General features: G+C 68.5%; 21 protein-coding genes. 9 read left to right on the top strand and 12 right to left on the bottom strand.

What is annotated here, in order from left to right:
* Positions 1-571: 571 nt before the first annotated feature.
* From ACRVYW_RS10315 to ACRVYW_RS10340, 6 genes are all read right to left on the bottom strand, one after another.
* The gene (locus ACRVYW_RS10315) at positions 572-1,795 is read right to left on the bottom strand and encodes a Dyp-type peroxidase (protein ID WP_431804300.1); all 1,224 of its coding nucleotides are present in this window, start codon (positions 1,793-1,795) and stop codon (positions 572-574) included.
* Positions 1,795-2,001, bottom strand: a complete 207-nt coding sequence (locus ACRVYW_RS10320; RefSeq protein ID WP_431804302.1) for a hypothetical protein — start codon at positions 1,999-2,001, stop codon at positions 1,795-1,797. Before ACRVYW_RS10320 ends, ACRVYW_RS10315 begins: the two co-directional genes overlap by 1 nt.
* Positions 1,940-2,395, bottom strand: a complete 456-nt coding sequence (locus tag ACRVYW_RS10325) for a hypothetical protein (protein WP_431804304.1) — start codon at positions 2,393-2,395, stop codon at positions 1,940-1,942. Before ACRVYW_RS10325 ends, ACRVYW_RS10320 begins: the two co-directional genes overlap by 62 nt.
* Positions 2,396-2,667: 272 nt before the next feature.
* Complete coding sequence (locus ACRVYW_RS10330; protein ID WP_431804305.1) at positions 2,668-4,314, bottom strand: MFS transporter; 1,647 nt, start codon at positions 4,312-4,314, stop codon at positions 2,668-2,670.
* Positions 4,311-5,045 carry an ABC transporter ATP-binding protein gene (locus tag ACRVYW_RS10335; RefSeq protein ID WP_294981125.1) on the bottom strand — a complete coding sequence of 245 codons (735 nt, stop codon included), beginning with the start codon at positions 5,043-5,045 and terminating at the stop codon, positions 4,311-4,313. Before ACRVYW_RS10335 ends, ACRVYW_RS10330 begins: the two co-directional genes overlap by 4 nt.
* Positions 5,042-6,109 carry an ABC transporter permease gene (locus ACRVYW_RS10340; protein WP_431804307.1) on the bottom strand — a complete coding sequence of 356 codons (1,068 nt, stop codon included), beginning with the start codon at positions 6,107-6,109 and terminating at the stop codon, positions 5,042-5,044. Before ACRVYW_RS10340 ends, ACRVYW_RS10335 begins: the two co-directional genes overlap by 4 nt.
* A 162-nt stretch (positions 6,110-6,271) precedes the next feature.
* Between ACRVYW_RS10340 and ACRVYW_RS10345 the strand changes: the two genes are divergently transcribed.
* A complete protein-coding gene (locus tag ACRVYW_RS10345; protein WP_431804309.1) occupies positions 6,272-7,456 on the top strand; it encodes a sensor histidine kinase in 1,185 nt (394 codons plus the stop codon).
* Entirely contained in the window at positions 7,453-8,079 is a 627-nt protein-coding gene (locus ACRVYW_RS10350) for a response regulator (protein ID WP_294981117.1), read from the top strand. The genes ACRVYW_RS10345 and ACRVYW_RS10350 overlap by 4 nt, the downstream gene beginning before the upstream one ends.
* A gap of 455 nt (positions 8,080-8,534) precedes the next feature.
* Here ACRVYW_RS10350 and ACRVYW_RS10355 read toward each other — a convergent pair whose 3' ends face one another.
* Positions 8,535-9,410, bottom strand: coding sequence for an EcsC family protein (locus tag ACRVYW_RS10355; RefSeq protein WP_431804311.1), 876 nt, complete (start codon positions 9,408-9,410; stop codon positions 8,535-8,537).
* A 385-nt stretch (positions 9,411-9,795) separates the two neighbouring features.
* Between ACRVYW_RS10355 and trxB the strand changes: the two genes are divergently transcribed.
* Genes trxB through ACRVYW_RS10380 form a run of 5 tightly spaced genes read left to right on the top strand, consistent with a single transcriptional unit; the run spans position 9,796 to position 13,599 of the window.
* Complete coding sequence (trxB, locus tag ACRVYW_RS10360) at positions 9,796-10,770, top strand: thioredoxin-disulfide reductase (protein ID WP_431804313.1); 975 nt, start codon at positions 9,796-9,798, stop codon at positions 10,768-10,770.
* Positions 10,767-11,093 (top strand): thioredoxin, encoded by a 327-nt coding sequence (gene trxA, locus ACRVYW_RS10365; protein ID WP_336626332.1) that lies wholly within the window; start codon positions 10,767-10,769, stop codon positions 11,091-11,093. The genes trxB and trxA overlap by 4 nt, the downstream gene beginning before the upstream one ends.
* On the top strand, positions 11,090-12,178 hold the full coding sequence (gene arsB / locus ACRVYW_RS10370; RefSeq protein ID WP_431804316.1) for an ACR3 family arsenite efflux transporter: 1,089 nt from the start codon (positions 11,090-11,092) through the stop codon (positions 12,176-12,178). Before trxA ends, arsB begins: the two co-directional genes overlap by 4 nt.
* Entirely contained in the window at positions 12,175-13,179 is a 1,005-nt protein-coding gene (locus ACRVYW_RS10375) for a metalloregulator ArsR/SmtB family transcription factor (protein ID WP_431804318.1), read from the top strand. Before arsB ends, ACRVYW_RS10375 begins: the two co-directional genes overlap by 4 nt.
* Positions 13,180-13,194: 15 nt before the next feature.
* A complete protein-coding gene (locus ACRVYW_RS10380; RefSeq protein WP_336626335.1) occupies positions 13,195-13,599 on the top strand; it encodes an arsenate reductase ArsC in 405 nt (134 codons plus the stop codon).
* 135 nt (positions 13,600-13,734) lie between these two features.
* Here the strand turns inward: ACRVYW_RS10380 and ACRVYW_RS10385 are convergent, their stop codons facing one another.
* From ACRVYW_RS10385 to ACRVYW_RS10400, 4 genes are read right to left on the bottom strand one after another with little or no spacing between them, the layout of a single operon-like run.
* Positions 13,735-14,043: a hypothetical protein gene (locus tag ACRVYW_RS10385; RefSeq protein WP_336626336.1), complete on the bottom strand. Its 309-nt coding sequence runs from the start codon at positions 14,041-14,043 to the stop codon at positions 13,735-13,737.
* Positions 14,040-15,956 (bottom strand): heavy metal translocating P-type ATPase, encoded by a 1,917-nt coding sequence (locus ACRVYW_RS10390; RefSeq protein ID WP_431804320.1) that lies wholly within the window; start codon positions 15,954-15,956, stop codon positions 14,040-14,042. Before ACRVYW_RS10390 ends, ACRVYW_RS10385 begins: the two co-directional genes overlap by 4 nt.
* A complete protein-coding gene (gene cmtR, locus ACRVYW_RS10395; RefSeq protein ID WP_431804322.1) occupies positions 15,953-16,312 on the bottom strand; it encodes a Cd(II)/Pb(II)-sensing metalloregulatory transcriptional regulator CmtR in 360 nt (119 codons plus the stop codon). The genes ACRVYW_RS10390 and cmtR overlap by 4 nt, the downstream gene beginning before the upstream one ends.
* A gap of 48 nt (positions 16,313-16,360) precedes the next feature.
* The gene (locus ACRVYW_RS10400) at positions 16,361-17,692 is read right to left on the bottom strand and encodes an NAD(P)-binding domain-containing protein (RefSeq protein ID WP_431804324.1); all 1,332 of its coding nucleotides are present in this window, start codon (positions 17,690-17,692) and stop codon (positions 16,361-16,363) included.
* Between the two features lie 81 nt (positions 17,693-17,773).
* On the opposite strand from ACRVYW_RS10400, the gene ACRVYW_RS10405 reads away from it, so the two are divergent.
* A complete protein-coding gene (locus ACRVYW_RS10405; protein ID WP_431804326.1) occupies positions 17,774-18,115 on the top strand; it encodes an ArsR/SmtB family transcription factor in 342 nt (113 codons plus the stop codon).
* A gap of 9 nt (positions 18,116-18,124) precedes the next feature.
* Here the strand turns inward: ACRVYW_RS10405 and ACRVYW_RS10410 are convergent, their stop codons facing one another.
* The gene (locus ACRVYW_RS10410) at positions 18,125-18,607 is read right to left on the bottom strand and encodes a hypothetical protein (RefSeq protein ID WP_431804328.1); all 483 of its coding nucleotides are present in this window, start codon (positions 18,605-18,607) and stop codon (positions 18,125-18,127) included.
* A 120-nt stretch (positions 18,608-18,727) separates the two neighbouring features.
* Here ACRVYW_RS10410 and ACRVYW_RS10415 point away from each other — a divergent pair, with 120 nt between their 5' ends.
* Positions 18,728-19,975, top strand: coding sequence for an IS256 family transposase (locus ACRVYW_RS10415; protein ID WP_431804330.1), 1,248 nt, complete (start codon positions 18,728-18,730; stop codon positions 19,973-19,975).
* The last annotated feature ends 523 nt before the right edge of the window (positions 19,976-20,498 follow it).

Consider the following 20,498-nt stretch of genomic DNA (forward strand, 5'->3'; position numbering starts at 1 on the left):
GCACCCGGCTCATCCGCCGAACGTTCGATCACCTCGTTGTCTGTGCTCACGTCTGTATTGCTCATTCCTCCCGTTCGAGTTCACGATCCACCACCTGGACCCGATCTGATGACACGACGTGCCGGTGCGGACAACGCGACGACAGCCGCCGACGGCGCGAGCACAGCGAGCGGAAGCGAGCGCCCGAGCGGGCACGCCGAGTCGGGGAGGAGACGGAGGGATTCGCGCGCTCGGTCTCACCCTTGAGTAGCCGCAACCATGCGCCGAGCAACTCACAGTGAGCAGAACGCTCAGCAGAATCCCGCAGAACCGCAAGATTGCTCAACGCCAACCACATCGAAAACGTGGCAGAAATGGCAGATTTCGTGGCAGAAGCGGAAGAAAATTGCCTCTGCTCAGGACTTTTCTTGGCGGAGACGGAGGGATTTGAAATCGCGCCGATGGTAACCGAGACCCGGTGAAACCGCGTGATTCCGCGGATTCTGACGCCGCCGGCATCCGCATGGATCAGGTCGATTCGGTTCCATTCGTGGCAGAAACGTGGCAGCGATTAAGAGCCTTCACTCCGCTATCACGCGAGCAGGGTTTCCCCGATGTACCCGCCCTCGGCGCAGCCCGGCGGCACGGCGAACACCGCCGATCCGATGGGAGTTGTCCATTCGTTGAGCAGGTCGAGGTCGTCCAGTCGGCGCTGGATGGGCGTGAACTGCGCATCGACGTCGGCCTGAAACGAGACGAAGACGAGTCCGGAGTCGGAGACTTCGGACCCGGCGGGTCGCTCGTCGTAGTTGTAGGCGCGTCGGAAGATGCGCTGCGTCGTGTCGTCGGGTCGCGCGCGCCGCATGTGGGAGAACTCGGGGATCACCGGGAAGCCGATCGACGTCTTCGCCTCGAAGTCGGGTTCGTCGTGCTCACTGGTGCCGGTGAGCGGCGCACCGTTGGAGAGCGAGCGCCCCACGGACTGCTCGCGGCCGGAGCGGTCGAGCTTGTCCCACTTGTCGAGGTTCATGTGGATGCGGCGCACGACCATCCCGGTCCCACCCGCGAGCCATCCCTCGTCCGCCCAGACGACCGTGTCGAACTCGGTCGTCCCGGGCTTCGGGTTGGATGTCCCGTCGACCTGACCGAACAGGTTCCGCATCGTCGTGCCGGGGGCGACGGATCCGTAGGCGCGGCGGAAGCCCTGCTGCGTCCACCGGACCGTCGCGAAACCGCGCGCATCCTTCAGCAGCATGCGCGTCGCGTGCGCGACGGTGAGTGGATCATCGGCGGCCACCTGAATCAGCAGATCACCGTGGCTGAGCTCTTCCTGCAGCCGGTCCACCGCGAACGCCGGCAGGGGCTGCAGCCAGGCTGGCGCCGTGCCGGCGGCGCGGGCGACGAATGCGGGGCCGAATGCGAACGTGACCGTGAGCCGGGCGGGCGTCAGAGCGAGCTCGGGTTCGGAGTCGGCGAGGGCGCCGCGACCTTGAGTGAGCCGCTCGGCGTCGTCGGTGAGGATGCGCATGAGGCGTCGCAGGCCGTCACGATCGACCTCGTCGCGGAGGTCGAGGGCGACGAAGGTGCCGTGGGCCTGGGCGTCCGTGTCGATGCCCGCCTGCTGGATACCGTGAAACGGCACGATCTCGGCACCGTTCAGCGGGGTGGAGGGCGCGGCGGTCGTGCCGGAGGGCGCGGTGAGGGCGAGGTCGATGCCGACGGCAGCGGCGGCGCCGACACCGGCGACAGCCCCTCCGAAGAGGAACTGCCGCCGGGTCGACCCGGATCGACGTGCGCCCCTGTCGGGCGCGCCCATCAGTTGCTCGGCGTCGGGGTGGGCGACATGTCCATGTCCATGTCGCCGCCCTCGTAGGTCTCGTTGGCGCCCGAGTAGTCCTTGATGGGCGCCGTGAACTCGTAGGTCGAGTCGTCGGAGAAGGTCAGCGTGAAGGTCGCCTCGTCACCCGCCGCCAGCGGCGCGCGCCCACGCGCGCAGATCGCGCGCGAGCTCGAGCAGCACACGGACGGCGCGCTCTCCGTGGTAGAGCGCGACGATGGTGACTGCCGCAGCGATGCCGTGACCGATCCACATCCACGGGTCGGCGCATAGCGCGGCCACCGTGGGATCGGTGGCCGCGGGGATGGTCGTCATGGCGCCGTGCATGTGCTGATGCATCGTCATCGACGTGACCCCCGCGGACGGAGCACCCATCACGAACAGCGCGTGGAAGAACAGCTGACTCGCCCCGACGCTCAACGCCAGCCGCACGCGAGAGAGGTTCCTACCCGCCAGCAGGCTGCTCACTGCTACGGCAAGCACCCACGGCGTGAAGATTCCGGCCCAGCCCGGGACGACACCCCCGGCGACCACGTGCGACAGCAACGCCGTGAAAGTTGCGATGGAAGCGACCGACACCCCGCGCGCGACGCGTTGTGTCCGATCTGCTCGCATACCTTCAGCCTGCCAGCATGTTCACACGGCCGGAACCAGGCCTCTGGCGCGCGCCACACGAGCGGAACGCTAGCGACACCTCCGCAGAGCCGTACGACTGCTCAACGCGGACCACATCGAGAACGTGGCAGAAGTGGCCGACTACGCGGCAGGGATGTGCCGTCCTATTGTGATCACACCCATGGTCCCTTAGCCGGCGACCGTATTGCGCGGCACGTCGAGAATCCAGCGAGGGTTCAGGCCGCGATATCCGCATGGCCCGCCTTCGCGGCGCGACGAAGCCGGGCGGCGCCGAGCAACCCGAGCAGCAGGAAGACCGACGCGACGAGCAGCGACCAGCGGGTCGCGTCCGCGAACCCTGCCGCGAGGGCATCCGCAGCGCCGGCGGCCTGGTCGCCGAACGAGCCGGCGTCACCGCCCGCCCGCAGTTGAGTGATCGTCGTGCCGGCCGACTGACGCGTCGCGGCGGCGAGTTTGTCCGCTGCGTCACCCGTCAGTCCCGCCGCGTTCAGGGCGGCGGGCAGCGTCAGCGCGAGCGCGACGGAGAGCGTCGCGCCCGCGAAAGCGGTGCCGAGCGCCGATCCGATCTGGCGCACCGTGCTCTGCGTAGCCGAGCCCTGCCCCGACACCTCGACGGGCACGTCGCGCAGCACGGTCCCTGTCAGCTGAGCGGACGCGAGCCCGAGGCCCAGTCCGTAGACGACCAGGGGGAGCGCGACGAGCCAGCCTGGCGTTGTGGCGCCCATGAGGAAGGCGAGTGCGACGACGCCGATCACCTCGAGGCCCAGTCCGATGAGCACCGTGCCAGGAGATCCGAACCGTGCGGCCACGTGACGCGCGACGGCACCGGAGAAGAACGCGCCGATCGCCATCGCGGCGAGCACGAGGCCCGCCCCCATGACGTCGAGGCCGAGCGCGTTGACGAGGTACAGCGGCAGCACGAAGATGATCGCGAACTCACCGACGGCGACCATCGCGGCCGTGACGTTCCCCCACGAGAACGTGGGGAGCGTGAACAGGTTGAGGTCGAGGAGCGCCGACCGCCGCACCTTCTCGCGGTGCCTCTCCCAGAACACGAACAGGGTGAGGGCGGTGACGGCGATCGCCATCGCGACCGGCACGACCGAGATCGCGGCATCCGCCGGCCAGGTCCAACCGAGCATCTTGAACGGGCCCTGCGGCTTCCACCACCCGAGGTCGGGCCCCTCGATGACCGCGAAGACCAGTGCGCCGAACCCGATAGCCGACAGAAGCGCCCCGTCGACGTCGGCCCCGGGCCGCCCCTTGGCACCGCGGGTCTCGGGCACGACGAGGATGCCGGCGATGAACACGAGGGCACCGAGCGGAACGTTCACCCAGAAGATCCAGTGCCACGACCCCCATTGAGTGAGCGCACCGCCGGCGAGAGGTCCCACGGCGGCGGCGCCCGAGATGACTGCTCCCCAGACCCCGAAGGCGGCGGCCCGGTAACGGCCACGGAACACCGCGCTCACGGTCGACAGCGTCGAGGGCATGATGAGCGCCGCGCCAACAGCCTGCACGGCGCGCGCGCCGATGAGCGGGCCCGCCGCGTCGGACATGCCTGCGAGGATGCTGCCGCCGACGAACACGACGAGACCGACGAGGAAGAGGAGTCTGCGCCCCCACCGATCGGCGAGCTTGCCCGTGGACAGCAGCAGAGCCGCGAGGAGCACCGCATAGAGGCTGTTGACCCACTGCGCGTCGGTCAGGTCGAGGTGGAGGTCTTTGATGATGTCGGGCAGGGCGACGCCGACGATCGTTCCGTCGAGGACGATCATGCCCAGACCGACCGACAGCACCGCGAGGGCGAGCCACTCGCGACGCGTGGGAGCGGTCACTGCGCTGTCGGCCGCGGCACTCATGAGGCGACGGCGCCCAGGTCGGCGCGGAGCGGGGTGGATGCCGTGCGCGGCGGGTCGGCGACGATCCTGCCGTCGACGAGGGTGACGACGCCGTGCATCTGGGGAAGGTGCACGAGGTCGTGGGTGACGAGCAATGTCGAGGTCTTCAGGTCGCCGGTGAGTCGCAAGATCAGCTCGATGATGCTGGCGCCGCGCTCCTGGTCGAGGGCGCTCGTCGGCTCATCGATCAGCAGGACGCTGGGCTCGTTCATCAGCGCGCGGGCGATGTTGACCCGCTGCCGCTGGCCGCCCGAGAGTTGGTGCGGGCGCTTGTCGGCGTGGGGGGCGAGTCCGACGGCATCCAGCAGTTCGCGCGAACGCTTCGCCACGGCGGTGCGACGCCCGCGAGAGTGCCGCGCGCCGAGCTCGTTCATGACGGTCAGCTGCTCATGCGCCGTCAGCGAGGGGATCAGGTTGGACTGCTGGAACACGATGCCGATCTGGTCCCGCCGCAGCTCGGTCGCCTCACGGGGAGCCAGGGCGGCGGCATCCACGCCGTCGATGAGGACCTGCCCCGAGTCGGGGCGGATCAGTGTCGCCGCGACGGCCAGCAGACTGGACTTGCCCGACCCACTGGGTCCGGTGACCCCGGTGACCGTGCCCGGATGGGCCGTGAGGGAGACGTTGTCGACGGCGGTGATGCGCTCGTCTCCGTCGGGGAAGGTGAGGGTGATGTCGTTCAGGCTGATCATCGGTTGCTCCCGAGTGCGGTGAGGGGGTCGGCGGAGGTGACGGAGCGAAGAGCGAAGGCGGCTCCGGCGAGACCCAGGGCGATCATGATGACGCCGGGCAGCAGGGTCGTGACCGGGCTGAGCAGGAAGGGCAGAGCGGTTCCAGCGAGCGTACCGAAGAGAGCCACCACGCCGATCCCGATGCCGATTCCGAGCACCAACACGACCAGAGCCTGTCCGAGTGCATCGCGCACGAGCGAGGGGGTGCTCGCACCGAGGGCCTTGAGCGTGGCGATATCGCCCTTGCGCTGCATCGTCCAGACGGTGAAGAACGCGCCGATCACGAGCCCCGAGATGCCGAACAGCATGGCGACCATCAGCAGCAGCGACCCGATCTCGGAGCGGAAGGCACTGAGCGCGGTCAGCGAACCGAGGATCGACTCCGAGACGGTCTCGTTCGCGGAGTCGGCGGCGGCCCAGTCGGGACCTCCGGTCACGGCGAGCACCGTGGCGTACGCTTCGGGGTTGCCCGTCGCGGCGGAGTAGGCCTGCCAGTCGGTCAGCGTCATCTTCACGACGGGTGTGTGGCTGTACCATTCGTCGCCTCCGATGGTCTCGACGGTGAAGACAGTGCCGGCGATGGTGACGTCGTCGCCGACGGCGACGTCGAGGTCCTTCGCGGCGGGGGCTGACACCGCCAGGTGGCCGTCCGTGGTCGGCGCGTCGGCGCTATAGCCGCTCTGCACGCCGAACGCGGCGATGGCGATACGCCGGTCGCCGGCCTCGGCGCGCGTCTGCGCGATGCCGATCGGTTGGGAGTCGGTGACGCCGTCTGTGGATGCCCACTCGGCGGCTTGCCGCTCGGTGATGGCGGAGTCCGCGAAGCTGGCGCTGCCTCCAACGGACGGCGTCGAGAAGACGATGCGGTCGCCGGGCATCGCCAGCACGGCGGAGATGTTCTGTGTGGCCAGCCCGCCGGTGAGTCCACTGAGAAACCCGACGAGGATGGTGATGAGGGCGACCACGGAGCCGATGAGGACGAATCGGCCGCGGGCGAAGCGGAGGTCGCGAAGCGCGACGAACATGAGGGTCCTTTCTGGTCGCCGGTTCTGGTGACGCTTCCACTCTCCCCACTTCTCCCTGGCGCGTCATCGGCCGTCGGCACACCATTCCAAGGCCGAACGATGGCGTGCAGGATCCTCCTTTCGGACGATGCTCGCTGACCCACGACGCGTAGGATTCGGACCATGCCGCATACCGCGCTCACGCCCGTCTTCGTGGGCCTGCGCACCGGTCTTCACATGCTGTTCGTTGCACTCACCGTCCTCGTGATCGTCCGGGCGGTGATCGCGCCGACGCAGGCGAGCATCGCCGCCATCTGCCTCGCGGTGATACTGCTCGGCACCTATGCGGTAGGAACGCTCATCACTTGGGCGCCGCGCAGCCGCCGGGTCGCGGGCGCCGTGTGGCTAGGTGTCATCACGCTCGAGTGGATCGCTTTGCTGTGGCTCACCCCTGAGGCGGCCTATCTCGTCTTCCCGCTGTTCTTCCTCTACCTGCATCTCTTGGGCAGGCTGTGGGGATCGGTCGCCATCGTGGTCGCAACGGCGATCGCGATCTGCGCCCTCGGCATCCACGGCGGATGGACGGCCGGGGGCGTTGTCGGGCCGATCGTGGGCGCCGGGGTCGCACTGCTTATCGGGCTCGGCTACGAGGCACTCGCCCGCGAGGCGCAGCAGCGCGAGGCGCTGATGCAGGAGCTGCTCGCGACGCGTGGACAGCTCGCCGCGACGGAGCGCGAGTCGGGGGTGCTCGCCGAGCGCGCCCGGCTCGCGCGAGAGATCCACGACACCGTGGCCCAGGGGCTCTCGAGCATCCAGATGCTGCTGCACGCCGCCGAGCGGGCCGATCCCGATGGTGCCGGGGTCGAACACGTCGCCCTCGCCCGCGAGACGGCGGCCTCCGCGCTCGCCGACGCGCGCCACTTCATCCGTGAGCTCACCCCACCCGACCTCGACGGACGCGGTCTCGGCGGAGCGCTTCGCCGCCTCGCGTCGACGCAGTGGGCCGCGCAGGGGTTGCCGGTGGAAGTGCGGGTGTCGGATGCCGTCGACCTTCCGATGCACGTGCAGACGGCGCTGCTGCGCATCGCGCAGGGAGCGATCGCCAACGTCATTCAGCACGCCGACGCCGACAGCGCGACGATCACTCTGACCGTCGGTGGCGACCGGCTGCAGTTCACGATCGCCGACGACGGCCGGGGGTTCGACCCCGCCCAGTCCCCGGGCGCGCCGACCGGTCGATCCGACTCGTTCGGACTTCGGGCCACCCGAGAGCGTGTCGATCAGCTGGGCGGCACGCTCACCGTGACCTCCGCACCAGGCGAGGGCACCGCGCTGACGATCGATCTCACCCTCGAGGAGGCGGCATGATCCGCATCGTCATCGCCGACGATCACCCCATCGTCCGAACCGGCATCATCGCGCTGTTCGCACCCGAGGACGACATCGACGTCGTCGCGGAGGCGGCGACGCCCGATGAAGCGGTTGCAGCTGCCGAGCGGATGAGTCCCGACGTCGTGCTGATGGACCTGCAGTTCGGGGCATCCGCGAATTCCGGCGGAGCAGATGCCACGCGCCGCATCCGCGCGCTCGATGCCGCTCCGTACGTGCTCGTGCTCACTAACTACGACTCGGACCGCGACATCCTGGGCGCCGTCGAAGCGGGCGCCAGCGGATACCTGCTCAAGGACGCTCCCCCTCACGAGCTCATCACTGCCGTCCGCGCAGCCGCGGCGGGAGAGAGCGCGCTCGCACCCGTCATCGCGACGCGACTGATGGACAGGATGCGCGCGCCGCAAGCCAGCATGAGCGCGCGAGAGCTCCAGGTGCTCGAGCTCGTCGCCGCAGGACGCTCGAACTCCGATATAGCCGCGGAACTGTTCGTGAGCGACACAACCGTGAAGTCGCATCTCGCCCACATCTTCACGAAGCTCGGGGTCTCATCCCGCACGGCCGCGGTCTCGCGCGCGCGCGAGCGCGGCATCCTGCGTTGAATGCGTCCCCCGTACGCGACCGGTACTGCAGGACCGACTCGGGGAGCCTACCCGCGCTCTCGACTCGCCGACGTTTGGCGAACGCTCCATTGCTCGGATCGCACAGGAGACGGAGGGATTCGCACTCTCGGTCTTGCGCCTGAACGCGCGAAACGACGATAGGGCCGAGCTCGGAATCAGCAGACTGCTCAACGGTGCGAGCCCTGGTTGGCGATCTGCCGAACGCGGACTCCGCCGGGACCGTGGCAGGAATGGCAGATCTCGTGGCAGAAGCGGAAAGCAATAGCCCCTGATCAGGCTTTTTTAGAGCGGAGACGGAGGGATTTGAAATCGCGCCGATGGCAATTGGGCTGATCGAAATCGCATGAATGCGCGGAATCTGATGTCGCGATAGGCCCCTCGATCAGGTGAGTTGAGTTCAATTTGTGGCAAAAACGTGGCAGCGGTGGCGCCACCTACGCCCGCGGTCCCTCACGGCCGAGCAGATCTGGTCCCCCGGCATCTGCTAGCTCCTCGAGCACGCTAATGCGCTCGTCGTCCACGTCATGTTCCTCATCTTCAACGACTCGCATATCGATCGGGGCTTCTGCGATCAACTGTGGATACTTCTCGGCGAGGAATCGGCGCCTGTACGCGACGTCCGCCGCGTCGAAGATTCCCTCCAACGTCGCCCAGTTGAATGTACCACCGAGCAGGATGCCCACGACCGGGACGAACTTGCCCAAACTCTTCTTCGTGAGACGAACCCCGAATGCCTTCGCGAACTGTCCACTGACTTTGGAGATCACGCTCTTGTTGAGTGCGTCCCACGTCTTGCCACGCACGAGGGCCTGGGTGAGCCGAGAGACATCCGCCAGGGCTGCAGTCTTGGCGGTCGCAGAAACGGCGGTCCCGGTATTCACAACCGATAGAGCAAAGATTTTCTCGTTCGGGTCTTCGGGGTCGTAGCCATACAGCAGGGCGACGTGTCCGACGGCTCGCGTGGCGAGCGTGAGGACGGCGGCCGCATCGGCGGCAACCGCACCAACGACCGCTCCGGCAGAGGGTGCGGCTCCCGCGCCCGCGGACGCGCCACGGTGACCAGCTGACCACCCGAGATTACGAGTCCGGTGCCCGCGCCTGAGAGCGCCGCGATACCTGGATAGTAGAGGTCCGTACCGTGGCGGCCGACCTTGTCTACCTGCTTCAGATCCAGACGTCGTACATCCGCCAGATCCTCGACCTCGTGCCCCTTGCGCTTGTGGAGATCGACCACTCGCTTTGCCGACAGGCCCGCGCGCGAAGCACGCGCGGCCGTTGTCTTTGCGGAATCGAGCGCCGCCCCAGCCCAATCCGCGACACCATCGGGCACCGCATCGCTCACCCTCGCCGCTGCGGCTCCAACCTTCCTAGCGCCCTTCGCAACGGTCTTCCTGCTGTGAGCAACGGCGCTCGCGACCTTCGGGCGATCCTCAAGGTAGTCGGTCGCCTTGCCCCCGACGGAGATCGCACCCTTCACCACCTTGTCGTTGAAGTCTCGAAGCGTCGCAGACAGCGGCCTCCCCTTACTGGTAGGTCCGATTGTTGAAGAGTGCACTTTTCGCGCCTTTTTCATCGATGATGCGGAGGTCACGCGCGAAGGGTGTTGGCGGCCCCTGCCTGAGCCGGTAGGTGAACATCCGGTGACAAAGCCATCGCGAACTCGCGGATTGATTCGATAGATGTCAATATAGAAGCATGTCGAATCAAGAAGTCGAACTGGTCATCGTCGGGTCCGGTCCCGCCGGATACACGGCGGCGGTCTACGCGGCGCGTGCGGGTCTCGCGCCGGTCGTGATCGCGGGCTCGGTGACCGCGGGCGGTGCGTTGATGACGACGACGGAGGTGGAGAACTTCCCGGGCTTCGTCGATGGCGTGCAGGGACCGGAGCTGATGGAGTCGATGCGGGCGCAGGCCGAGCGATTCGGCGCTCGGATCGTCTACGACGACGCGATCCGCCTCGAGCTCGACGGCGACGTGAAGACCATCGAGACCGGTGCCGGGGCGACGTACCGGGCGCGGGCGGTGGTCCTCACGATGGGTTCCGCGTACCGCAAGCTCGGCCTCTCCGAAGAAGAGCGGCTGTCGGGGCACGGAGTGTCCTGGTGCGCGACGTGCGACGGGTTCTTCTTCCGCGAGCAGGAGATCGTCGTGGTCGGCGGCGGGGACTCCGCGATGGAGGAGGCCCTGTTTCTCACCCGGTTCGCGTCGAAGGTGACCGTCGTGCACCGCCGGGACGAGTTCCGCGCGTCGAGGATCATGGCGCAGCGCGTGCTGGAGGACCCGAAGATCGAGGTCGCCTGGAACAGTGAGGTCGCTGCGATCCTCGGCGATGAGCAGGTCACCGGGCTCACGCTGCGCGACACCGTCACCGGGGCCGAGCGCACGCTCGACGCGACGGGGGTGTTCGTCGCGATCGGGCACGACCCGCGTTCCGAGCTCGTGACCGGGCAGGTCGACACCGACGCGGACGGGTATGTGCGGGTCGCGCACCCGTCGACGCGGACGAACCTGGCCGGGGTGTTCGCGGCCGGGGATCTCGTCGATCACACGTACCGGCAGGCGATCACCGCCGCGGGCACCGGCTGCGCGGCCGCGCAGGACGCCCAGCACTACCTGTCGAACCTCGCACCCGCCACCGTTTCCGAGCTTGCTTTGGAGGTCTCCGCATGAGCACCGTCACCCCTGTCACCGACGCTACTTTCCGGGCTGAGGTGATCGAGTCCGGGCTGCCCGTCGTGGTCGACATCTGGGCGACCTGGTGCGGCCCGTGCAGGGCGATCGCCCCGATCCTGGACCAGCTCGCCGTCGAGTACGCGGGCCGGGTGAAGATCGTGAAGGTCGACGCCGACCAGAACCCCGAGACCGTGGCCGCGGCAGGGGTGACCTCGATCCCGACCCTCGGGTTCTACCGGGACGGGGAACGCGTGGACGTGCTGATCGGCGCGCACCCGAAGCCCGTCTACATCGCGAAGATCGAGGAGCTGCTCGCATGACCGACACCTTGACCCGGACCGCCCCGAAGCGGCTCTCCACCCTCGACAAGTGGCTTCCGCTCTGGATCGGCCTCGCGATGGTCGTCGGCCTCCTGCTCGGCCGTTTCGTGCCCGCGCTCTCGGACGCGCTGTCCGCGATGGAGGTCGGCGGGATCTCGATCCCGATCGGGCTGGGCCTGCTGGTGATGATGTACCCGGTGCTCGCGAAGGTCCGCTACGACAAGATCGCCGCCGTGACCGGAGACAAGAAGCTTCTTGTCTCCTCGCTGCTGCTGAACTGGCTGGTGGGGCCTGCGGTGATGTTCGCGCTCGCGTGGATCTTCCTGCCGGACCTGCCGGAGTACCGGACCGGGCTGATCATCGTGGGTCTCGCCCGCTGCATCGCGATGGTCGTGATCTGGAACGATCTCGCGTGCGGTGACCGGGAGGCGACCGCGGTGCTGGTCGCGATCAACTCGGTCTTCCAGGTCGTGATGTTCTCGGTGCTGGGCTGGTTCTACCTGACCGTGCTGCCGGGCTGGCTGGGCCTGGACGCGCAGGGTCTGGAGATCTCGGTCTGGCAGATCGCCTTGAACGTGCTCGTGTTCCTCGGCATCCCGCTCGTCGCGGGCTTCGCGTCCCGGTTCATCGGCGAGAAGCGCAAGGGGCGCGACTGGTACGAGGAGAAGTTCCTCCCGAGGATCGGGCCGTGGGCGCTCTATGGGCTGCTGTTCACGATCGTGCTGCTGTTCGCCCTGCAGGGCGAACAGGTCACCTCCCACCCGATGGACGTCGCCAGGATCGCGCTGCCGCTGCTGGTCTACTTCGCACTGATGTGGTTCGCCGGCATCCTGCTGGGCAAGGCACTCGGTCTGGGCTACGCGCGCTCCACGACGCTCGCGTTCACCGCCGCGGGCAACAACTTCGAGCTCGCCATCGCGGTCGCGATCGGCACCTTCGGCGCGGCATCCGGCCAGGCCTTGGCCGGGGTCGTCGGCCCGCTCATCGAAGTGCCCGTGCTCGTGGGCCTGGTCTACGTCTCACTCTGGGCCGCGAAGGCCTGGTTCCACACCGATCCCTACGCCACCGAATCGAGGACGTCATGACCGACACGACCGTCATCTCTGACGCCGACGCGTGCGCACCGTCCACGGCGCACGCGATCGGCACCGAGGCCGCCACGACCGTGGCCGGGGCACTGAAAGCGCTCGCTGACCCGCTGCGGCTGCGGATGCTCTCCGCGATCGCGACCGACCCGCGCGGCGAGTCCTGCGTGTGCGACCTCGCGGACCTCGCCGAGGTGTCGCAGCCGACCGTTTCGCACCACTTGAAGGTGTTGAAGGAGACCGGGATGCTGCTGTCCGAGCGGCGCGGCACCTGGGTCTACTACCGCATCGCCCCGGGCAAGCAGCGCGCCGTCGCGGCCCTGCTCGACGCGTTCGCTCCCGCCGCGGCCGTCACCGACGAGCCCGAGGACACCGCAGCACGGGCCGAGGCCCTGCAGCAGATGGACGCCCGCGTGACCCGCCTCGCCAATGAGCTCGCCGACGAGCTGACCGGGCTGAACCGGGATCTCGTGATCGCGATCGTGCGCGAGTCCTACGCCGGCCTGGTGCGTTCGGCGAAGCTGACGGCGCACATGATCCCGCTGACCGAACGGTTCGCCCGGCAGCGCCTCGCCGACCTGACGCGGGACCGCTCGGCCGGGGTGCCGCAGGTGCTGTTCGTCTGCGTGCAGAACGCGGGCCGCTCGCAGCTCGCCGCCGCGATCGTCAACCAGCTCGCAGGTGGCAAGGTCGTCGCGCGGTCCGCTGGGTCGACGCCGGCGGTCGACGTGCATCCGCACGTGAGGTCGCTGCTCGTAGAGATCGAAGGCGAGCAAGACGCCGGGGATGCGTTCCCGAAGCCCCTCACCGACGACGCTGTGCGCGCGGCCGACGTGGTGGTCACCATGGGCTGCGGGGACGTCTGCCCGATCATCCCCGGGGTCCGGTACGAGGACTGGGCCGTCGGCGACCCGGCTCTCGCTTCCCCGGAAGGGGTCGACGCGATCCGCCACGACATCGAGGGCCGCGTCCGCGACCTCCTCGCCACCCTCACCGACTGAAAGAAGCGAACAACAATGACCGACCAGAAGCCCTCCGTCCTCTTCGTCTGCGTCCACAACGCCGGCCGCTCCCAGATGGCCGCCGGTTATCTCCGCGAGCTCGCGGGCGACCGCGTCGAGGTCCGCTCCGCCGGGTCCATGCCCGCCGACCAGATCAACCCCGTCGCGGTCGAGGCGATGCGCGAGGAAGGCATCGACATCACCGCCGAGCAGCCGAAGGTGCTCACCACCGAAGCGGTGCAGGACTCCGACGTCGTGATCACCATGGGTTGCGGCGACGCGTGCCCGTTCTTCCCGGGCAAGCGGTACGAGGACTGGAAGCTCGAGGACCCGGCGGGGCAGGGCATCGAGTCGGTGCGCCCGATCCGCGACGACATCAAGGCCCGCGTCGAGACTCTCCTCGCCGAACTACTCGCCTGACGAGCTGCGAGCACCGGAGGGGCAGAGGCCAATGGCCCTGCCCCTCCGGTGTGTTTCCGGGTCCGCGAACTTTACGGCGAACACCGCTTTGCCGTGAGGTGTGACCCAGTGATCGCGTCACCGGTCGTTCTCGCTCTACCGGGATGCGCCTCGCAGCGCTGCTTCGATCTGCTCCTGCGTGGGCGCTCCGGCGTACCCGCTTCCTGTCGCGTAGACCCGGCACGCCAGCGAGCGAGCCGGGGTCGTCGGGAACAGGTCGACGCCGTCGAGGAGGATCGTGGGCGAGCCTCCGAACTGGGTGTTCGCCGCCTCGGCCTCCGTTCGGATCGTCACCAGCTCTACAGGAACGCCCCCGAGCCCGAGAGCGTCCAGCGCTGCGCGTGCGTTGGTTTCGGCGATGTCCGTGTTCGGGCAGTCGACGATGTGCAGGAGTTCGACCTTCATGCGCTCGGCTCCTTCCGAGTCCCGGCGGCGCGCAGGCCGTTGAGGATGACGACGACCTCGGCGATCTCGTGCACCAGGACCACGGCGGCGAGGCCCAGGACGCCGAACAGGGCCAGCGGGAGCAGCACGGTGATGATCAGCAGCGACAAGATGATGTTCTGGTTGATGATGTGCCGCCCCCGACGGGCATGGGCGAACGCGCGCGGGAGAAGCCGCAGATCGTGACCGGTGAAGGCCACGTCGGCCGACTCGATCGCGGCGTCGGAGCCCGTCGCGCCCATCGCGATCCCGATGTCCGCGGCGGCCAGCGCAGGGGCGTCGTTGATGCCGTCGCCGATCATCGCGACCGGCCCCTTCGCACCGAGCTCTGCGATCGCGGCGGCCTTGTCCTCCGGGCGCAGCTCGGCGCGGACGTCATCGATCCCTGCATGCGCAGCGAGGGCGCGGGCGGTGCGGGCGTTGTCGCCGGTGAGCATGGTCACCCCGATGCCCTGGGTCGCGAGGGTGCGGACCACTTCAGGGACCTCGGGGCGCAGCTCGTCGCGGACGCCGATCGCGGCGACCGGGACGCCGCCGCGGTGGACGATCACGACTGTCATGCCCTGCTCCTCCAGCCCCGCGACCCGGTCGTCGAGCGTGCCGGCGTGCAGCCAGCGGGGACTGCCGACGGTGATCCGCGCGCCATCGAGCTCGCCCTCGATGCCGTGCCCGGCCTGCTCGGTCACGCCCTCCGCCGCAGGCGCATCCGGCGCTGCGGCGGTGATCGCGGCCGCGAGCGGGTGGGTGCTGCGCTGCTCCAGGGCGGCCGTCCACGCCAGCGCCTCCGCCTCGCTCACACCGTCCACGGTGAGGACGGCGGCGACGGCGGGCTCGTTGCGGGTGAGGGTGCCGGTCTTGTCGACGGCAACGTGGCGGATCACGCCGAACCGCTCGAACGCGGCACCCGACTTGATGATCACGCCGAACTTGCTCGCCGCACCAATCGCAGCGACAACAGTGAGAGGCACCGAGATCGCCAGCGCGCACGGCGACGCCGCCACGAGCACCACGAGGGCGCGGGTAATCCACAGCTCCGGGTCACCGAAGAGCGAACCGATCACGGCGACCAGGACGGCGAGGATCAGCACACCCGGCACGAGCGGGCGGGCGATGCGGTCCGCGAGACGAGCGCGGTCCCCCTTCTCCGCCTGTGCCTGCTCCACGAGCTCGACGATGGTGGTCAGCGAGTTGTCGGTGCCCGCCGCGGTCGTCTCGACCTCCAGCGCTCCCGCGGTGTTGATCGCGCCGGCCGACACTGAGTCCCCAGGCTCGACCTCCACCGGGATCGACTCCCCGGTGATCGCGGAGGTGTCCAGGCTGGAGCGGCCCGTGCGGACGATCCCGTCGGTCGCGATCCGCTCGCCCGGGCGCACCAGCATCAGCTGGCCGACGGCGAGGTCCTTCGCGGCGACCTCGACCGAGGCCCCGTCGCGCCGGATGGTCGCGGTCTCGGGGACGAGCTTGAGCAGCGCCCGGAGCCCGCCGCGGGCGCGGTCCATCGCCTTGTCCTCCAGGGCCTCGGCGATCGAGTAGAGGAACGCCAGTGCCGCGGCTTCTTCGACGTAGCCGAGGATGACCGCACCGATCGCGCTGATCGTCATCAGCAGACTGATGCTCAGCTTGCCCGTGAACAGCTTCCGGATCGCGCCCGGCGTGAACGTCGACGCACCCAGCAGCAGGCCGACCCAGAACGCCACCAGCGCCGGGATCTCCATCCCGGACCACTCCAGGACGAGACCGGTCAGGAAGGCGACGCCGGAGAATACCGGGACCATGATCCCGCGGTCCCGCCACCAAGGGCGCTCCGCCTCCTCAGCCTCTTCGGCGACAGTGGCCGCAGGCTCGTCGTGCTCGTAGCCGCACGCCGCGCTCACTCGCCCGCTCCCGTCCCGCAGCAACCGGGCACGGCGCACTCGGCGTCGACGCACGGCGCGTGCTCGTCGACGGCCAGCGTCACGTCCACCAAAGCGGTCAGCGCCGCCGCCAGGTGCGGGTCGGCGATCTCGTAACGCGTCTGCCGCCCCTCGGGCTCCGCGACCACGATCCCGCAGTCGCGCAGGCATGTCAGGTGGTTCGACACGTTCGAGCGCGTCAGCTCCAGCTCGCGCGAGAGCACGGCCGGGTAGCTCGGGCCCACGAGCAGGGTCATCAGGATCCGAGAGCGCGTCGGGTCCGCCATCGCCCGGCCGAGCCGGTTCATGACGTCAAGACGAGAAGCAATAGTCAGCACACACTGACTATACAGCCTACACTGACATGAGCCGAATAGGCAGTGAACCTACGATGCCGAACCCACGCCGAGCTGGATGAGCTGCGAGGCTGGAGCGCAGCACGATCCCGCGCTGGCGGACTCGTCGGGCGCGTCGAAGAGGCCGGAGCCGCCGCACACGCCGGTGTCTGGCAGGGCGAGCTCCACGCGCTCGGCGGCTTCGCTGTCCCCGGCGATCGCGGCGACGACGCTGCGCACCTGCTCGAAGCCGGTCAGGGCGAGGAACGTCGGCGCACGCCCGTAGGACTTCGCTCCCACGATGTAGAACCCCGGCTCGGGCTGCTCGAGGTCGGCCGCGCCGGTGGCCCGGACGGAACCGCAGGAGTGCACGTTCGGGTCGACCTCCGCGGCGATCTTCGATGGGGCCTGCAGGCGCATGTCGAGGTCGAGACGGATCTCGGAGAGGAAGGACAGGTCGGGACGGAAGCCGGTGGTGACGAAGACCCGAGCGGCAGGCTCGAGGCAGCGGCCGTCCTCTGCCACCAGCACCGCCTGGCCGCCGTCGACGACGACCTGCTCGGTGCGGAACCCGGTCACGAGATCGACGAGCCCGTCCTCGACGGCCTTCTTCGCGCGCTGGCCCAGAGCCCCGCGCTCGGGCAGCTCGTCGGCGCTGCCGCCGCCGAAGGTGTTGCCGACCGCGCCGCGGCGCAGCACCCACGTGATCCGCGTCCCCGGCTCGCGCTTGGCCACCCGCGACAGGATCCCGATCGTCGTCGCCGCGGAGTGCCCGTTGCCGACCACCACGACGTGCTGGCCCGCCAGGGCACTGGCGTCCTCGATCGCGGGCATGCGGTGCTCCAGGAGGCCTGCGCCTGTCGCTGCGCTCTCGCCGAGGGCAGGGAGCCCGTCGGCTCCGGCGGGACTGGGCGTCCGCCAGGTGCCCGAGGCGTCGACCACGGCACTCGCTTCGATCCGCTCCTCGGTGCCGTCCGCGCGCTCGACGTGGACGACGAAGGGCTGCTCGGCGCGGCCCGCGTCGACGGAGAGGTCGCGGCCCTTGCGGCCTACGCCGACCACTCGCGCTCCGTAGCGCACGCGGTCGCCGAGGGCCTCTGCGAGGGGCGCGAGGTACTGCTCGATCCACTGCGCACCCGTCGGGTAGCCCTGAGTCGGGGCCGACCATCCGGTGGGCTCCAGCAGGCGTCTCGACGCCGCGTCCGTGAGCTCAGTCCACGGAGAGAACAGGCGCACGTGGCCCCACTCGGCCACCGAGGAGGCAGCCGTGTCGCCGGACTCCAGGACGATTGGGGCGAGCCCCCGCTCGATCAGGTGGGCTGCGGCGGCCAGTCCCTGCGGACCGGCACCGATGACGACGACAGGGTTCACTGCGACCTCCATGCATTGACGTTCTTCGATGTGAGACAAGACGATCCTGACGCTCATATCGACAGATGTCAATATGTCGGGCAGAATAGAGCCATGAACGCACTGCCCGTCACCATCGCCTCTACCACTAGTGCCTGCTGCACCCCCGGCCAGGCGATGGACGACGGCACCGCCCACGACCTCGCGAAGGTCTTCAAGGCCCTCGGCGACCCGACGCGGGTGAAGCTGCTCTCGATGATTGTCGGCAGCAGCGCAGGCGAGATGTGCGTCTGCGACCTCACCGAGCCCGTGGGCCTGTCGCAGCCGACGGTCTCTCACCACATGAAGCTGCTCGTCGAAGCAGGCCTGGTCACCCGCGAGCAGCGCGGGAAATGGGCCTACTACCAGCCGACCACCGGCACGCTCGCCGACGCGGCGAAGGCGCTGCTGGGGTGAGCTTCGTTGTCAGTCGGACACTGCGCGGAGCTTTGGGTAGTCGGACCAGTCCCCACTGGCGAGGCGCGACCACGCGGCGGCCGACGCAGGCGTTATGCCGAGCAAGTCGGACACGATCCGCGGGTGCATCTGCCGGGTGAGTTCGATGAGAGCGGTTGTCCGCGCGCTTTCGGAGCGGAGCCCTTCGGCGCGGAGTCGGCGGCTGATCAGCCCTGGGGTGAGGTGGAGTCCCGGGTTTCTGCCGGGGAATAGCCATCCTTCGGGGTAGCGCATCGACGCGTCGACGAGGTCGACGATCGCGTCTCCGAGGATCTTGGGGAGCTCGATAGGTTCCGCCCCGATAGTGAGCTTCACGGGCGGGGATGTCGCGTCGACCTGATCGCGGGTGAGGGTGATGATGCGGGTGAGCTGGATGCCGTAGAGGAGCACGAGCAGGCCCGCAGCACGGGTCTTCGAGTCCACGTCTGCGTCGGTGAGGAATCGGCGGGCCATAGTAGTGCCCCGTATCGTGGTGTAGCCCGCGGTGGCCCGCCTCGTCGCTATGACGTGAGCGCGGTCACCGTGTGATCCTTCGAGGAAACTCTCACATCTCACTCGAAAGGCATCATCACGATGACCGCACCTCATATTATCGACCCTGCGAGCGTGCTCGCTGAAGCCCTGTCCGACGCGTCGCCGGATCTGATGCGCAGTCTGCTGCAGACCATGATCAACGCGCTGCTGTCCGCTGACGCGGACGCCGTCGTCGGCGCGGAATGGGGCAAGCCCTCACCCGACCGCACCGCGCAACGCAACGGCTACCGGCACCGGGACCTGGACACCCGCGTCGGGACGATCGATGTTCAGATCCCGAAGCTCCGGCAAGGGACGTACTTCCCGGAATGGCTGCTGGAGCGCCGCAAACGGGCCGAGACCGCGCTGATCACCGTTGTCGCGGATTGCTATCTCGCCGGAGTGAGCACCCGCCGGATGGACAAACTGGTGAAGACTCTCGGGATCCACTCGCTGTCGAAGTCGCAGGTTTCACGGATGGCCGCCGACCTCGACGAGCACGTCGACCAGTTCCGGCACCGCCCGCTCGGCGACGTCGGCCCGTTCACGTTCGTCGCCGCCGACGCGCTCACGATGAAGGTCCGCGAGGGCGGCCGGGTGATCAATGCGGTCGTGCTGGTCGCGACCGGCGTCAACGCCGACGTGCGCCACGAGGTCCTCGGCCTGCGGGTGGCGACCAGCGAGACCGGGGCGGCCTGGAACAGCTTCTTCGCCGACCTCGTCGCCCGCGGCCTGGGCGGGGTCCGCCTCGTCACCAGCGACGCCCACGCCGGACTGGTCGAGGCGATTGCTGCGAACCTGCCCGGCGCTGTCTGGCAGCGCTGCCGCACCCATTACGCCGCGAACCTGATGTCGGTGACGCCGAAGACCATGTGGCCGGCGGCGAAGGCGATGCTGCACTCGGTCTACGACCAGCCCGACGCCGATGCCGTCAACGCCCAGTTCGACCGGCTCCTGGACTACGTCGACGGGAAGCTCCCCGACGCGCACGAGCACCTCGACGCCGCGAGGGAGGACATCCTCGCGTTCACCGGGTTCCCAGAGGGGCTCTGGCAGCAGATCTGGTCGAACAACCCCAACGAGCGCCTCAACAGGGAGATCCGCCGCCGCACCGACTCGGTCGGCATCTTCCCCAACCGCGACGCGATCATCCGCCTCGTCGGCGCCGTCCTCGCCGAGATCACCGACGAATGGGCCGAAGGCCGCCGCTACCTCGGGCTCGAGATCCTCACCAAGAGCAGGCTCACCCTCATCGCCGACTCCGACATCGAGGAGGTGACCGACACCGTCCTCGAACTCAGCGCCTAACCCCTCAAATCGAAGGACGCCGCGCTACACCACTACGCGGGACTTGACCGCGACGCTCCGAGCGGTAGCCAGGTCTGCTGTCACCGAGACCTGACCCTTGTACATACGGCTGGTGGTGCCGTGCCACGCGTTTCGATCGCGGAGCACGACAAACGTCTTGGCCGCCTGGACAGCGAGTAGTTCGCTTGCGAGCATTCGCTTGTCATCCTGCGTCGATATCGGCCGCACGGCTGTTCCTTTCAGGCCTGGCTCAGCGCGTATCCCTTTGTGAACGCGAGCCGATGCCACGATACCCAGATGGTCTGACACTCAGAACAATCGTTGGCCGTCGAGGGGGGATCGCGTCCAACCACCGCGTCGGGAGCGAACAACCAATGGGCGAGGGTCAGCGTGGGGCCTCCGCGCCATGTAGTCCATTGTCATGTCTCAGGACTTCGGTGACACTTCGTGGCAGAAACGTGGCAGAAGCGCCCTCGTCGCCTCGCCCGACAAGCAGAAAACCCGCGGAATTCCGCGGGTTTCG

Source organism: Microbacterium sp. bgisy203, assembly GCF_965345155.1.
Classification (GTDB): Bacteria; Actinomycetota; Actinomycetes; order Actinomycetales; family Microbacteriaceae; genus Microbacterium.